The organism is Domibacillus sp. DTU_2020_1001157_1_SI_ALB_TIR_016 (genome assembly GCF_032341995.1).
GTDB classification, from domain to species: Bacteria; Bacillota; Bacilli; order Bacillales; family Domibacillaceae; genus Domibacillus; species Domibacillus indicus_A.
On record NZ_CP135438.1, the window covers coordinates 392,475 to 406,173 of the forward strand.

General features: G+C 39.3%; 16 protein-coding genes. 3 read left to right on the forward strand and 13 right to left on the reverse strand.

The window, feature by feature from the left end; translation table 11 throughout:
* Positions 1-126: 126 nt before the first annotated feature.
* The 7 genes from RRU94_RS01855 to RRU94_RS01885 all read right to left on the reverse strand — a co-directional run bounded on the left by RRU94_RS01855 (position 127) and on the right by RRU94_RS01885 (position 4,703).
* Positions 127-708: a GNAT family N-acetyltransferase gene (locus tag RRU94_RS01855; protein ID WP_315691555.1), complete on the reverse strand. Its 582-nt coding sequence runs from the start codon at positions 706-708 to the stop codon at positions 127-129.
* A gap of 337 nt (positions 709-1,045) precedes the next feature.
* Positions 1,046-1,873, reverse strand: a complete 828-nt coding sequence (gene speE, locus RRU94_RS01860; RefSeq protein WP_315691556.1) for a polyamine aminopropyltransferase — start codon at positions 1,871-1,873, stop codon at positions 1,046-1,048.
* A 110-nt stretch (positions 1,874-1,983) separates the two neighbouring features.
* Positions 1,984-2,298: a DMT family transporter gene (locus tag RRU94_RS01865; RefSeq protein WP_315691557.1), complete on the reverse strand. Its 315-nt coding sequence runs from the start codon at positions 2,296-2,298 to the stop codon at positions 1,984-1,986.
* Positions 2,299-2,640: a DMT family transporter gene (locus RRU94_RS01870; RefSeq protein ID WP_315691558.1), complete on the reverse strand. Its 342-nt coding sequence runs from the start codon at positions 2,638-2,640 to the stop codon at positions 2,299-2,301.
* Between the two features lie 21 nt (positions 2,641-2,661).
* Entirely contained in the window at positions 2,662-3,243 is a 582-nt protein-coding gene (locus tag RRU94_RS01875; RefSeq protein WP_315691559.1) for a TetR/AcrR family transcriptional regulator, read from the reverse strand.
* Between the two features lie 461 nt (positions 3,244-3,704).
* Positions 3,705-4,163, reverse strand: coding sequence for a hypothetical protein (locus RRU94_RS01880; protein ID WP_315691560.1), 459 nt, complete (start codon positions 4,161-4,163; stop codon positions 3,705-3,707).
* A gap of 225 nt (positions 4,164-4,388) precedes the next feature.
* Positions 4,389-4,703, reverse strand: a complete 315-nt coding sequence (locus RRU94_RS01885; RefSeq protein WP_315691561.1) for a putative quinol monooxygenase — start codon at positions 4,701-4,703, stop codon at positions 4,389-4,391.
* Between the two features lie 358 nt (positions 4,704-5,061).
* Between RRU94_RS01885 and RRU94_RS01890 the strand changes: the two genes are divergently transcribed.
* From RRU94_RS01890 to RRU94_RS01900, 3 genes are all read left to right on the forward strand, one after another.
* Entirely contained in the window at positions 5,062-5,673 is a 612-nt protein-coding gene (locus tag RRU94_RS01890; protein WP_315691562.1) for a hypothetical protein, read from the forward strand.
* Positions 5,674-5,787: 114 nt separating this feature from the next.
* On the forward strand, positions 5,788-6,450 hold the full coding sequence (locus tag RRU94_RS01895) for an S-layer homology domain-containing protein (RefSeq protein WP_315691563.1): 663 nt from the start codon (positions 5,788-5,790) through the stop codon (positions 6,448-6,450).
* A 138-nt stretch (positions 6,451-6,588) separates the two neighbouring features.
* Positions 6,589-6,918 carry an antibiotic biosynthesis monooxygenase family protein gene (locus RRU94_RS01900; RefSeq protein WP_410492948.1) on the forward strand — a complete coding sequence of 110 codons (330 nt, stop codon included), beginning with the start codon at positions 6,589-6,591 and terminating at the stop codon, positions 6,916-6,918.
* A gap of 174 nt (positions 6,919-7,092) precedes the next feature.
* On the opposite strand, the gene RRU94_RS01905 is transcribed toward RRU94_RS01900, so the two are convergent.
* The 6 genes from RRU94_RS01905 to RRU94_RS01930 all read right to left on the reverse strand — a co-directional run bounded on the left by RRU94_RS01905 (position 7,093) and on the right by RRU94_RS01930 (position 13,489).
* Positions 7,093-7,344 carry a sugar phosphate isomerase/epimerase family protein gene (locus RRU94_RS01905; RefSeq protein WP_315691564.1) on the reverse strand — a complete coding sequence of 84 codons (252 nt, stop codon included), beginning with the start codon at positions 7,342-7,344 and terminating at the stop codon, positions 7,093-7,095.
* A 66-nt stretch (positions 7,345-7,410) separates the two neighbouring features.
* Complete coding sequence (locus RRU94_RS01910) at positions 7,411-8,421, reverse strand: LacI family DNA-binding transcriptional regulator (RefSeq protein ID WP_315691565.1); 1,011 nt, start codon at positions 8,419-8,421, stop codon at positions 7,411-7,413.
* Positions 8,422-8,548: 127 nt separating this feature from the next.
* On the reverse strand, positions 8,549-9,580 hold the full coding sequence (locus RRU94_RS01915; protein WP_315691566.1) for a Gfo/Idh/MocA family oxidoreductase: 1,032 nt from the start codon (positions 9,578-9,580) through the stop codon (positions 8,549-8,551).
* A 224-nt stretch (positions 9,581-9,804) separates the two neighbouring features.
* Complete coding sequence (locus tag RRU94_RS01920; RefSeq protein ID WP_315691567.1) at positions 9,805-10,788, reverse strand: ABC transporter permease; 984 nt, start codon at positions 10,786-10,788, stop codon at positions 9,805-9,807.
* A gap of 2 nt (positions 10,789-10,790) precedes the next feature.
* Positions 10,791-12,350 carry a sugar ABC transporter ATP-binding protein gene (locus RRU94_RS01925; protein WP_315691568.1) on the reverse strand — a complete coding sequence of 520 codons (1,560 nt, stop codon included), beginning with the start codon at positions 12,348-12,350 and terminating at the stop codon, positions 10,791-10,793.
* 164 nt (positions 12,351-12,514) lie between these two features.
* Positions 12,515-13,489: a sugar ABC transporter substrate-binding protein gene (locus tag RRU94_RS01930; protein ID WP_315691569.1), complete on the reverse strand. Its 975-nt coding sequence runs from the start codon at positions 13,487-13,489 to the stop codon at positions 12,515-12,517.
* Positions 13,490-13,699 lie beyond the last annotated feature (210 nt).

Below are 13,699 nucleotides of genomic sequence, written 5' to 3' on the forward strand. Positions count from 1 at the left end.
TTAGGGTCGTAATTGTTCAAGAAAACTGCTCCGTTTGTTCAATAAGAAAAGGAGGTGCCGCAGCTACCTCCGTTGTTAAGTTAAAGCACCCTTTAGTTTGATAAGCAACACTTCGAAGATACGGGATTATTGTAGCATACTCTCCACTTTGTCCTTCACTAGCACCCATTCTTGGTCGATTACACTGTAAAACACAGAGTCTCTTAAATAACCGTCAGGCATAACCATATGATTCCGAAGCACTCCTTCTTTTACCGCACCCAGCCGTTCAATTGCCTGCTGAGACCGCACATTTCGACTATCTGTTTTTAACTGAACACGAATTGTCTCAAGTGTCTCAAAGCAGTGTTTCAAAAGAAGATACTTACATTCTGTATTTATTCTAGTTCGCCAAACAGTTGGAGACAGCCATGTCCACCCAATTTCCAAGTTACGGTTTGGTATGGATATATTAAGAAAACGAGTGCTACCCACAATTTTTCCCGAATCCTTATCGAAGATAACAAAAGGAAATTCGCTTCCTTGCTCTCTCGCTTGAAGTGCTCCATTCACAAGGTACTTCATATCTTCAATCGATTGAACTTTCATTGGCATGTGTGCCCATATATCTGGATTGTTTCCCGCATCAAATAATTCCTGTACGTGATAATCCTCCATAGGTTGTATCTTTACTCTATCTCCTATTAATACTACTGGTGTTATCTCCATAATTCTTCTCTCCTTTTTTCTTTGGTACGATTATATAAACAAACTGTCCTGCATTAAAGTGACAGTTTTTTATTTTTTATAAGGTACAGATAAAGGAGGGAGGTTAAGCAACTCATCTTCCACTAATCTGCTTTTTTAGTTGAACAAGAAAAAAGACCGGCTGGAACAGCAGCCGGTTCTTAAACTCTTGCCCCCGTTACTTTAAGTACAATTCTTCACAAACTTAGCTTTGTAAATACCACTTTCAACTTTTACGGGAATATTGCCTTGTTGGGTCAGTAAAGAACAATAACAAAAAGGCGTTAATCCAGTTGGATAAATGCTCACCGTTACTAAGTTATTTACATAAGTCTTCGACAAACTTTGGCAGGCAAAATGACGCTTTATGCAATTCAGGCGTGTAATACTTTGTATCAAGTTCAAAGAATCGTGAAGTTTCTACCTGTAACGGCTCATACTTTTTCGAACCAATCGTAAAAGTCCACATTCCACTTGGGTATGTTGGGATGTTGCATGTATATAAGCGTGCGACAGGGAAAATTTCTCTTGTATCACGAACAGCATTTCTAATCAGGTCAGCTTTAAACCAGGGGTTATCGGTCTGAGCAACAAAAATCCCATCCTCTTTTAGTGCCTTAGCAATTCCTGCATAAAATCCTTTTGTAAATAAGTTAGCTGCTGGACCCACTGGCTCTGTAGAATCTACCAGAATAACATCATACTCATTTTCACTATTTAAGATGTGCATAAATCCATCACCGATAATGAGCTCTGCTCGTGGATTGTCGTATCCACAGGAAATTTGGGGAAGATACTGTTTAGAATACTCAACTACTTTTTGGTCAATTTCTACTTGAATAACTTTTTCTACACTAGGATGCTTTAGTACCTCTCGCATGGTACCGCCGTCACCGCCGCCTACAATTAATACCTTCTTTGGATTAGGATGTGTAAATAATGGTACATGAACAACCATTTCATGATACACAAACTCGTCCTTTTCAGTTGTCATCACCATTCCGTCTAACACTAGCATATTGCCAAATTCCTCAGTTTGAATCATATCCAGCTTTTGAAAATCTGTCTGTTCAGAATGCAGCCCCTTTGTCAATTTAGCCGTTATGCCAAAGGATTTTGTCTGCTTTTCGGTAAACCATAGTGTCATGTTTCTTAGCCCCCACTTTATTTCTAATTAAATTTCCATTTCGATATTTGCTTTTTTTGCCTGACAGTAAAGCTTCTAATCATCGCCCAGTAAATGTAATAACGCATAATCTACGTAGTCATTTTCAAGCCAACTACTGCTATTACAATCAATCCTATAAACAATATTCGTCTCCAGTCTTTTGCTTCTCCATAAAACAACATTCCAATTATCGTTCCCCCCACAGTCCCAATCCCTGTCCACACGGCATAGGACAGACCCATAGGGAGGGTCTGCATGGCTAAACTCAGAAAACCAAAACTCAATACAAATCCAAGAATCAGCACCAAATATGACTGCAAGTTTTTGTCTTTAGCTACTTTATTCATGCCTGTAACTCCAACTACCTCAAAAGCTCCAGCCAGAATGAGATACACCCAAGCCATTTACACTCCACCTTCTTTCTTGCCCGATTCAGTTGTCACAAGTTTTAATCCTAATACACCAGATAGAAGCAGGAGAATAAACAATACTTTCGTCCAACTGAAGGCTTCTCCGAAAACCACCATCTCCACCACAACAGTCCCGGCTGTCCCTATCCCTGTAAAGATTGCATAAACCGTAGCTACTGGCAGAGTTTTTGTAGCCTTAACCAGCAAAGCAAATGATAAATATATCAGTAGGGCAGTTCCTAACCAGGAAATCCAGTTGCTGGAATGCTTCAAGCCTATTGCCCACAAAATCTCAATGAGACCAGCCAGTATGACCAATGCCCAGTTTCGATTCATTTAAATTCCCTCCAAAAATAGTTAATCATTCGAAAGTCCGCGCCAATACAGATGCCAAGAGGCATCCAGTCTTTTCTTCAAGCGTTCGGGGCCTCCATACAACATTTCAACATAAAGTCCATCTAATACTCCTAAGAATGCGGCAGTAGCTCTTTGTTCACCAACTGTTGAACTAATTTCTCCTTCTGTTTTCGCTTTTTCTATAATCGGAAGCAACAGTTCTTCTACCTTATCTAAGTATTCGTAAACCATTTTTAACACCTGTTTATTGAGATGAGTTGGAGGAAAAAAAGCAGCTCTAATCCAAAATTTAGCAGATTCGTATTTCTCATACCGGTCTGTAGATTGCAAAAGAAAATCAAATAAGAAATCCTGAATAGGTCGAGCCATGTTGCTTTCTATAAAATGAATAATGAATTTTAATTCACTCTCGCTCGCATCCCTGCATATCTGTAGAAAAAGCTCATCTTTCCCTTTGAAATGACTATAAATAGTAGCTTTTTTAATCCCTACATCCTCAGCTATATTTGCCATTGATGCACCTTCATATCCATTTTGTGCGAAATGCCTTAAAGCAACTTCCTTAATTTTTTCTGAAGTCATATAATCACCCTCCCGACCGGTCGGTAGTTAATTTAACATTTATCTTGCCTCTAGTCAATTATTATTTCGCCTTAATAATGTTTACTAATTCTTATTAAGCTAACCTGCTTCGTTAGTTGAGAAAAAAAAAGACCGGCTGAAACAGCAGCCGGTTCTCAAACTCTTGCCCCCGTTAGCTCAATAAGTAATACATTACTTAAGCAACGTTTGAAGGCTTATTAACAAAGGTGCATATACGATTAGTGGAATAAGCAAAATTACTGCACCAGCTTTTTTAACCTCCATTTGTAACAGCAAAAGAGAAATCAAGAAACCTAAATCTCTTATTGGTTAGAAAAAAAGCGACAGTTCTTATTCCACTAAACTGACTTTTAGCTGAATAAGAAAAGGCTGCCAAAATGACAGCCGAGATATTAAACAAAATCCCTCTGTTAGTTGAACAAGGAACCCCTTTAAATCAATCATCTAAGCAGTGTTTGTAAAGTTTCCTCAATATCTGTTTCTAGGTCATTTTTTGATAAATCATATAGTGTGCCTGAACCTTCAAAGTAACCACCAAAGTAATACCACAATTCAATTGTATCTGCATAAAAATCATCATCAAATTTTGGACCATCATAATCTATCGCTATTTGAGAACGATACTCTTTTTCTAGACATTTTTCGAAAGTTAAGCCCTTTATTTCATCTCCATCAATATCCCTGCAAATCCAAATTCTTAGATTGTGTTTTCCCTGGATTTCGAATACATTTTCATACTTTCTTTGAAGAACTTTACTACATTCTTCTCCTAACTTTTCTAATTCAATTATCTTTCTTTTTAACTCTTCGTTTATTTCACTTTTTGGAATCGGAATGTACTTGTCATCAAGCTTATTTTGTTCATCCTTTTTAAATAACCTTCTGAATTTATCAAGCATATTTTTCCCGCCTATCTAGAGAAACCGTTATTTAAGTATTCGATTTCTTCTTCAACTAACCTGCCAGTTTGTTCAATAAGAAAAGGAGGTGCCACAGCTACCTCCATTCTTCATCTCAAGCACCCCGTTTGTTTAAGTACATTTGTTCACAATCTTTGCTTTAAATAAGAAAAAAGCTGCCACAATGACAGCCAGTTCTAACTTAATATCTACGGGAGTTTAATTCTAATTAGATGAAATGCCCTTTCCGCCTTTTGTTATTAAGGTGCTGATTCTTTCCATACCAGTAATAATTGGTTTCGCACGACTTATTAATGTTTGGGTAGCTTCGAGACCTAGAGACGCTTGATGGGCATCTTCATTTGCCCACACTTCATAAACATAAACAGAACTTGGTTCATTCTCGGAAGTATTCACAAGATATATTTCACATTCATTTAAATTCTTCATTGAATCTGCTGCTTCTAACAGGATATCAACCATTTTTTCTTTTTCGCCTTCTTGTACCATAAACTTGTTAAATAAACTAAATTTGCTCATACTATCCTCCTTAATTTTATCACCTGTTAAGTATTTCTATATCTAAACACGCATCTCCTATTATTCCGATAAATAAAACTAATCAAAGCTCTTTGAGTTAACCTGCTTTGTTAGTTAAGCAAGAAAATCTATATTATCTTTGAATGAGCCTTCTTTTGTATAGAGTATTGAAAAGCCTTTCACTAAATAGTATCGGTCTGCTATTGATTATTAGATGCCATGCAACATAAGTAAATTATGTTGCATCTATAAGTGAAGCCTAAAGAATTGATGATTTTTTAGGCTTTTTATTTGGTTTTAAATAACTATTTTGTTTTTTAATGTTAATATAAACCTAAAAAGACTAAGGGTGAAGTGTGTGAAAAAACCAATTATATTTCTTTTATTTGTTTTAAACTGTTTATTGGCAGCGTGTAGCGAGGCTGACTCAAAAGAAATGGAAAAAGCAAATTTAGTAGTAGACTATTCTTTAGATTATCCTCGATACACTACACAAACAGAGCTAGAACAGGCCTCTGACCTGATAGTAGAGGGAAATGTATTAGACAGTAAAGTAGAAAGCGTTAATATCTCACTACCTAATGATTCTAATGATCCCAGGGAAAATCCGACTCTAGGTGCAAAAGAAGAAGTGCCAGAAGAAGAAAACGAATTTGTGTATACAATTTCAAAAGTAGAAGTTACCCAAGTGTACAAGGGAGATAACGTCCAGGTAGGTGACGTTATCGAAGTAAAGCAATTGGGCGGTAAGTTAGATGGAGTAACTTATACAGAAGAAAATGCCAATCCAATTAAACCAAAAAATGAATATATAGTGTTTTTGGCTGCATTTCCAAATGAAATTCCTTACTCGCTGGTAAACCCTGAGCAAGGTAGTTATCAAAAGGAAAATGGAAAATATAAAGCACATCAAAACAATAAAATTAAGTTAGATGTGGAAAAATTAAAAAAGATTAAAACACAGAAATAATTCCTTCTAGAAAAAAATCAGTAGAATTTACGAATGCAACATAAATGATATTATAATCAGACAGGTAATATTATGAATTTATGTAAGATAAATAAAAAGAAAAGAGTGATAATGATGAAGATGGTTAAAAAGAAAACAATACTCACTATGTTCTTAAGTGCAGTGTTTCCTTTTATTTTGTTAAATTCATCCGCACAAGCAGCTTCCTTTGATCCGGTTCTTGCTGAACCAACTGAGCGTTTTCCTTTCCACGATGTACCTGCAGAATATCAGGAGCGTATTCAAGTTCTTTATGATCAGAATGTGTTCGAAGGTTTAAATAAGGATCAATTTGGTTGGTCTCTTCCTATTAAACGTATAGATGTAGCTGTCATACTGTACCAGTCGGTCCCCATGACAACTGAAGGTGTGAAAAAAACGGAAATGAAAGATGTGCCTGAGCGTGCCGTGATGGCAGTCTCCGCACTGGAAGCAATGGGCATTGTAAATGGAAAAACGGCTACATCCTTTGGCTCAAATGATACGATTACGAGAGGAGAATTTGCCCTTATGGCTTCACAAGCTTATAGAGGCACATTACGGTCAGCAGATCAGGCAACTCATACATTCTTAGATGCAACAGGGCGATACAAAACAGCCATTGACCAGCTTCAAGCTTCAAACATTACACAGGGAAGATCCGAAAGCGAATTTGGCACATTCAAAGTAATGACTAGAGGAGAACTTGCTCTTCTTATTTATAATCTTCAGACGTTTTCTCATAAAACAGATAATTAATTAAACAAGGCCATTCATTATTGGAATGGCCTTATTTCTTATGTTTATTAAATGTATGTAGTGGTTGCTATAGACGAACTGTTCACTAACAACTTATGGTATTATTTTCAATATTAATTGTATTGGAGGTAATCAATCATGCTATTTGCAAACACACCAAATCCCCCTTACTATGCTGTTATCTTTACATCTCAAAGAACGGAAAACGAGGCTGACAGCTACCACTCCATGGCTGATTTAATGGTCGCACTTGCTTCGAAACAGCCAGGATTTTTGGGAGTTGAAAGTGCTAGAGAAAAAAGCGGATTAGGGATCACGGTCTCCTACTGGGATTCATTAGATGCTATTCAACAATGGAAAGAAAATCTTTTTCATCAGAAAGCACAAGAAAAAGGGAAAAAAGATTGGTATTCTTCCTACATAACGCGTATTTGCAAAGTTGAAAAAAACTATACAATCAGCAACTAATTATTAAACTTCATGGCTAATTATGAAGCTTTTGCTCAACAGTTCGGTCAACTGTTGAGTAACACTTTGAGTTTTTTTGCTTCTAATGTTTTAGCAATTGTTAAACGACAGTATCGATAATTCCATCAAAAGAACAAATAAAGGAGCAAGTACACTCCCTTATTTGTTCTTTATTTAACTAACGCACCCCATTAGTTTAATAAGAGTTATTTCTTTGTTATCACTAGAAATGTCTACGTTATCTGGTATTACAGATAAGATTTTCAACTCATACTTAGACAGGATATCTGCCAGTTCCCTCGGATCTTGTGTCAAGTCTCCTTGAACTTCTACACCATCTACCCCAATTTCTTTAGCTAGTTTGCATTTTTCTTCAACAGAAATATCTCCAAAAGACCATAAGCATAAACCATAGTCTCTACCCATATTTCTACCTCCTTTATTTACTTTATAGGTTTTTCATAACCTCAGATAACTTATTTCAGATCACTCTTATATATCATGGTGAAATGATGTGGAGTTTCTCACCATCAGGCTAGTTTCTACAATATGTATTCTCATATAAGTTTCTGCTCCATCGATTTGCTTTATAAGGAGCTCGACGGCCCGACGCCCCATAATGCGTATAGGCTGAGCAATAGTTGTTAACGGAGGAGAAGTTAATTCACAAATTGAAAGGTTGTCAAAGCCGATAATAGACAGTTCTTGGGGAATACGGACATTCATTTCTCTGGCTGCTTTGATTACACCTCCTGACAACACATCACTGGATACAAAAATGGCGCTGGGACGTTCCTTCAAAGCGAGCAGCCGTTTTGCACACTCGTATCCATTTTCAATAGAGGAAGCTGTTTTAACGACAAACTGCTTATCCAGAGGGAGCTGCGCTTCTTCCATTGTGTCATGAAAAGCACGAAGACGTATCTTCCCGGCCGCTGTATTTTCTGCAATCATGGCGATTTTTTTATGATTAGACGCCAGCAAATGACGGACCGCCTGACAGGCGCCTTCATAGTTATCTATTGTAATAAGCGGCATTGCGTAATCTTGTTTTTCTGGTTCCGTAGAAAGGAAGACCCCTTTCAGTCCGCGCTTTTTCAATTCATCTTCAATAATTTCGGGATAATGGTCAGAAGCCACAATAAAGCCATCTACGTCCTGCCGAATAAGTGCAGATACGCAGCTTTTCTCTTTATCCGGCTGGCCGTCTGTGCTGCAGACCATAATATTAAACCCTTGAAATCGGCACTGTTCGCTAATACTCCTGGTTAATTCAGCAAAAAAAGGAGAGGCAATATCTGAAACGAGAAGACCAATTACTTTGGTCTTTTTTCCTGTAAGAGCTTTTGCCATTTCATTAGGGTGGTAATTCAACTTTCTAGTCGCTTCAAGCACTCTACGCTTTGTATCCATGCTGATTAATCCCTTATTATTGATTACTTTTGAAACGGTTGCCGTAGATACACCCGCTTCTTCTGCCACATGATAAATCGTTGCTTTCATAACGCCTCTCCTTTCTGTTGTTTTAGAATGAACATTTTGAATAAGACCAGGCTGTCAAGGAAAGCCTGTCCTGATATAACCTTCTTGTTTCGCTTATCATGAAGTGCTTTTTGAGCTATTGAAGAATTTATGACTGGACGCTTTTTGCCATTTCCACTTCTTCAAGTTTAACTGGCTGACGTGCTTGAACGGATTTGATGCAAGCTAACGCAATAGCCAATGCGTTTCGAGCATCTTCTCCTGTCACATCCGGCTTGTTTCCAGAACGTACACTATCAACAAAAGATGTTAATTCAGCGACGTAAGCGTCATGTAATAATTCTGTGTCTTTTCTGTAAGTGTCCGTACTGATGCCGTCTGCTGTATAGCGGGTCATATTCGTTTGCTGGACACTTCCGGCTGTCACCATGCCGGCTGAACCAAATACTTCTCCGCGTACATCATATCCGTACACCGCTTGGAAATTTGCTTCTGCTGTAGCAATAGCCCCGTTATCAAATTTAATTGTTACGACAGCTGTATCAAGCAGCCCTTTATCTTTGAAATCCGGGCGAACGAGCGCATCGGCTACTGCGTACACTTCAGTCGGTTTTGCTCCTGGATTTAAATAAAGAAGTGTATCAAAATCATGAATTAATGTTTCTAAGAATATTGTCCATTCTGGAATTGGCGTGGGGTCGCCAAGTCCTGGATCACGCGTTAAAGATCTTAACAGCTGTGGTGTACCAATACGCCCTTCAACAATATTGTCACGAGCAGATTTAAAGCCTGAAGCAAATCGGCGGTTAAATCCAACTTGCAGGGCGACATTGGCTTCTTTTGCTGCTGCAATTGCGGCATCTGCCTCCTCAAGGGTAACGGCCATCGGTTTTTCGCAGAACACCGCTTTTCCTGCTTTAGCGGCGGCAATAACCAGTTTTGCATGTGAGCGGGCAGGTGCTGCAATAACTACTGCATCCACTTCTGGATCATGAAACATCTCTTCTGGACTTGTATACGTTTTGGCCGCGCCAAGTTCAGACGCCAGTCTTTCGGCTGCCCCTGGAACCGGATCAGCAATCGCCACAAGTGATGCTCCATACACTTTACGCGCAATGGAAGTACCATGAAAACTCCCCATACGTCCTGCCCCAACAAGTCCTACTTTAATTTCTTTCATTTTTTGTTCCTCCTTTAATACATATAATTTTAGTTAATATACTGGCTCTAACTCTTTCATTCAAAATTCTGTGTCCCTAAACAGGAAAGCTCTTTCCTAGAGTAATAAAAAAATAATTTGTAGATTAAATGCAGGAAAGCAATTTTTTAATTGCTTCCTGCAGCCAATATATTAGAACATTCAGTATCTTTTGTGCCTATTTATAATTTACACTTTCAAGAACTTTACTTATTTTTGCGTTGCCGTAGAACATCCACATATACAGCGGCAATGATAACAAATCCGATAAAAGCCATTTGCAGATCTGCCGCGACATTCATGAGGTTGAGTCCGTTGCGAAGAACCGCAATAATTAAAGCACCAATCAATGTACCCCAGACTGTACCTACTCCGCCAAAGAAGCTGGCTCCTCCAATAATAACAGCCGCGATCGCATCCAGTTCAAAGCCAAGACCCGCAAGAGGAAAAGCAGAGTTAACGCGTCCTACCATCACTAATCCAGCTAAGCCTGCCATAAAACCACTGATCGCGTAAACAATAATCAATACACGGTCAACGTTAATTCCTGATAAGTGAGTCGCTTCCTTATTTCCGCCAATGGCATAAATATACCGGCCTGTCATCGTACGCGTTAAGAATAGGTGAAGAATCACGCACATGACAATTACAAGAATAAAGCTGTAAGGGATAATACCGATTGACTGGCTGCCAAAAAACTGAATCATGAATGGGAAGCCTGCGATTGGGGCTGCCCCTGTAATAATTAAAGCAATCCCACGTGCAATATTCATGGTTCCAAGCGTTGCAATAAATGGATGAGGCAGGCGCAGCTTCGTTAACATAATGCCATTTAAATACCCGCAAAGCGCACCTACAAGCAGACAAACCAGTATTCCCACAATGGGGTGAAGACCCATATTGACCGTGACGACGCCCATCAGCATAATCGAAATAGCCAGGATAGCGCCGACCGACAAGTCAATGCCTGCTGTTAAAATGGGCAGAAGCAGCCCAAGTGCCAACAGTGCATTAATGGAAGACTGGCCGGCAATATTCATAATGTTGCTCAGCGTCAAAAAGTCCCTGTTCAATGCTGATAAAATCACGACCAGCAGTGCAAGCCCAATTAAGGATCCAAACTTGCTCATGAGTCCCTTGGAAATCTTTTTTGATTCCAGTTTCTTTTTCCCTACTGCCAATTCTGCCATATTTATTTCCCTCCTACTCTTATTTTCTCAAGTGATGCAGGCTGTTCCCCTTCACAAAGATCTTCTTCCGTCAATTTTCCTGTAGCCGCTTTCATAATCAGCTCCTGGCTGGCTTCTTCTTTTAAAAGATCCGCCGTGATTTCCCCTTCACACATGACTAAGATGCGGTTGCACACTCCTAGTATTTCAGGCAGTTCTGACGAAACAATCACTACGATGGCGCCGTCTTCAACTAAAGAGTTAATCAAACGGTATACTTCCGTTTTTGCTCCAACATCGATTCCACGTGTCGGCTCATCGAAGAAGAATACTCTGGCTTCTGTTGAAAGCCATTTGGCAATCACGACTTTCTGCTGATTTCCGCCGCTCAGTTTTCTTGCATGCTTTTGGATGTCATTTGGGCGGATTTGAAGTTCACGGACATACGTATCAGATCTTTTATTGACCTCGCCATTTTGAATAAACAGCCCTTTTTTGAACTTTTTCAGGCTGGCAAGTGCCATATTAAAATGAAGTGACTGGTCCAGGACAAGCCCTTCGCCTTTTCGATCTTCCGTAATGAATGCCATGCCTGCATTGATCGCGTCTTTAGGCGACTTGATTTTCACTTTTTTCCCAAAAACATGCACCTTTCCAGAGTCGATTGGATCAGCCCCGAAAATGCCTCTGATCAGTTCTGTCCGGCCCGCACCGACAAGCCCTGAGATTCCTAAAATCTGTCCTTGATAAGCAGTAAAATTAATGGGCTTGTCTGATCCTTTCAGCCGCAAGTTTTCAACTTTCAGTCCAGGGCTGCCCAGCTTGAAATTCCCTTTTGGAAACTTATCTTCCAATGCGCGGCCGACCATTAGTTCAATCATGGTATCTGTACTTGTTTCACTGACCTGGCGGGTAGCTACTGCTTTCCCATCTCGCAGGATGGTAATCCGATCCCCGATTTGTTTTAGCTCTTCTAGACGATGTGAGATATATACAATAGCAATTCCTTGCCTTTTAAGCTCCATAATGGTTTCCAGCAGCTGTTCCGCTTCTGATGCACTTAAGCTGGAAGTGGGTTCATCCAAAATGATAAGTTTTGTATCAATTGTCAGCGCTTTTGCAATCTCGACAAGCTGCTGCTGGCCTATCCCGAGCGTGGAAACAAGCGCCTCTGGATCGATATTCTGGCCAAGCCGTTTTAGAATTTCTTTAGACCGGTTAATCATTTCTTTCCTATTTAAAAAGGAAAACCTGCCTTTTACTTTTAGTTCTCTTCCTAAAAAGATATTTTCGTAGACCGGCAGTTCAGGAACAAGGTTCAGCTCCTGATAAATCGTTGCAATGCCTAGATCCATAGCGTCTGACGGTGTTTTAATATTTACCTTCTGCCCTTCCCAAAACAATTCACCTTCGTCTTTAGAATAAGCACCTGTCATGATTTTGATAATGGTTGATTTTCCGGCACCGTTTTCTCCTAAAAGCACATGAACTTCTCCAGCCCTGACATCTAAATTAATATTCTTCAAGACCGGAATACCGGAAAAGCCTTTACAAACATTTTCAAGTCTAAGCAACTCTTTCATAGCTTTCCTCCTCCGTATTACCTGATTGTGTGGGTATCACAATACCACCTGGAATTCCTGAACCAGCGATCTCTTTCGCAATACAGGAGCATTTGGATGAATCTCATTCTCTTAAAAGCAATCCTTTTATATTCTGGCAATGTATTTGTTTGGTCTGCCGGAAATTACTTTCCTGTATATTTTTTAATTTCCGAGAGCGCTTCCTCAACATTTTCTTTTGTCACAATTTCTGTACCTGAATCAATCCGTTTTTCTACTTCTTCCCCATTTAGTTTTTTAGCTGCTGCTTCAACGGACAAGTAACCCATTTGGTATGGATCCTGCGCTACTTCAGCAGTCAGCCCGCCTGCCTGAATGGACTCCAATCCTTCAGTCGTACCATCGAAACCAACCACTAAAATATCCTTATTTTTTGATTCAACTGCACGTAAAGCACCTAATGCCATCGTTTCGCTGGTAGTAAACACAGCTTTGATATCAGGATTAGATTGAAGAATATTTTGCATAACCGTTAAGGCTTTATCTTTATCGCTGTCTGCAGCCTGTACAGTTGCTACTTTAAGGCCAGCCTCTTCCAGTGCTTCTTTCGCTCCATTTGTACGCTCGTCATGCGTAGTACTTCCCAGCTGTCCACGGATAATCGCAACTTTATCTCCTTTGCTAAGCTTATCCGCTAGGAATTCTCCCCCCATTTTTCCAGCACTGAAGTTTTCTGTTCCAACAAAACTCACTTTATCTGCATACTCGGCATCACTGTCTAGAAAAATTACTGGCTTGTCACTATCTTTATATTGCTGAAGTGCGTTTAATACTGTTGTAGGCTGACTCGGCGCTAACACTAATGCACTCGTTCCGCTTGTGAACTGATCCTGAATCATTGAGATTTGCTGGTCTACCTGTGTTTCGCTTGCTGGTGCCATTACATTCACATCAATTCCATACTTCTCACCAGCATCCATTGCACCGCGTTCTGCAATCTTCCAATACTCCTCATTAGAAGCTTTTAAAATAACGGAGATTTTTTCACTGCCACCACTACTCCCACCTTGAGAAGAAGTTGCGCTGTTCTCTTCCCCACAACCAGCTAATAAAAAGCTTAATGACAGAGCTGCACCAGATAACACTTTGATTTTTTTCATTTTAATTCCCCCAACCTATTTTTAAATTTTTAAATCTTCAATAATATAAACTAACTTGTTTGTTAGACTGAATGAATCATGCGCCATATAATGGATCGCTTTTATATTTAATAAAGATATTTTTGTTTTTTTATTAAAGATTTTGAGTAATATTCCTTTTAAGACCGATATTGCTTTTTTCAAAGCGGTTGTGCCCTTTCTTCCTTAACT

Excerpts from the sequence above, each read along its gene's own strand:
- RRU94_RS01880 (WP_315691560.1), bottom strand. The coding sequence starts at position 4,163 with ATGCTTGATAAATTCAGAAGGTTATTTAAAAAGGATGAACAAAATAAG.
- RRU94_RS01930 (WP_315691569.1), bottom strand. The coding sequence starts at position 13,489 with ATGAAAAAAATCAAAGTGTTATCTGGTGCAGCTCTGTCATTAAGCTTT.
- RRU94_RS01920 (WP_315691567.1), bottom strand. The coding sequence starts at position 10,788 with ATGGCAGAATTGGCAGTAGGGAAAAAGAAACTGGAATCAAAAAAGATT.
- RRU94_RS01885 (WP_315691561.1), bottom strand. The coding sequence starts at position 4,703 with ATGAGCAAATTTAGTTTATTTAACAAGTTTATGGTACAAGAAGGCGAA.
- RRU94_RS01870 (WP_315691558.1), bottom strand. The coding sequence starts at position 2,640 with ATGAATCGAAACTGGGCATTGGTCATACTGGCTGGTCTCATTGAGATT.
- RRU94_RS01875 (WP_315691559.1), bottom strand. The coding sequence starts at position 3,243 with ATGACTTCAGAAAAAATTAAGGAAGTTGCTTTAAGGCATTTCGCACAA.
- speE (WP_315691556.1), bottom strand. The coding sequence starts at position 1,873 with ATGACACTATGGTTTACCGAAAAGCAGACAAAATCCTTTGGCATAACG.
- RRU94_RS01910 (WP_315691565.1), bottom strand. The coding sequence starts at position 8,421 with ATGAAAGCAACGATTTATCATGTGGCAGAAGAAGCGGGTGTATCTACG.
- RRU94_RS01905 (WP_315691564.1), bottom strand. The coding sequence starts at position 7,344 with ATGGGTAGAGACTATGGTTTATGCTTATGGTCTTTTGGAGATATTTCT.
- RRU94_RS01895 (WP_315691563.1), top strand. The coding sequence starts at position 5,788 with ATGAAGATGGTTAAAAAGAAAACAATACTCACTATGTTCTTAAGTGCA.
- RRU94_RS01865 (WP_315691557.1), bottom strand. The coding sequence starts at position 2,298 with ATGGCTTGGGTGTATCTCATTCTGGCTGGAGCTTTTGAGGTAGTTGGA.
- RRU94_RS01915 (WP_315691566.1), bottom strand. The coding sequence starts at position 9,580 with ATGAAAGAAATTAAAGTAGGACTTGTTGGGGCAGGACGTATGGGGAGT.
- RRU94_RS01855 (WP_315691555.1), bottom strand. The coding sequence starts at position 708 with ATGGAGATAACACCAGTAGTATTAATAGGAGATAGAGTAAAGATACAA.
- RRU94_RS01925 (WP_315691568.1), bottom strand. The coding sequence starts at position 12,350 with ATGAAAGAGTTGCTTAGACTTGAAAATGTTTGTAAAGGCTTTTCCGGT.
- RRU94_RS01900 (WP_410492948.1), top strand. The coding sequence starts at position 6,589 with ATGCTATTTGCAAACACACCAAATCCCCCTTACTATGCTGTTATCTTT.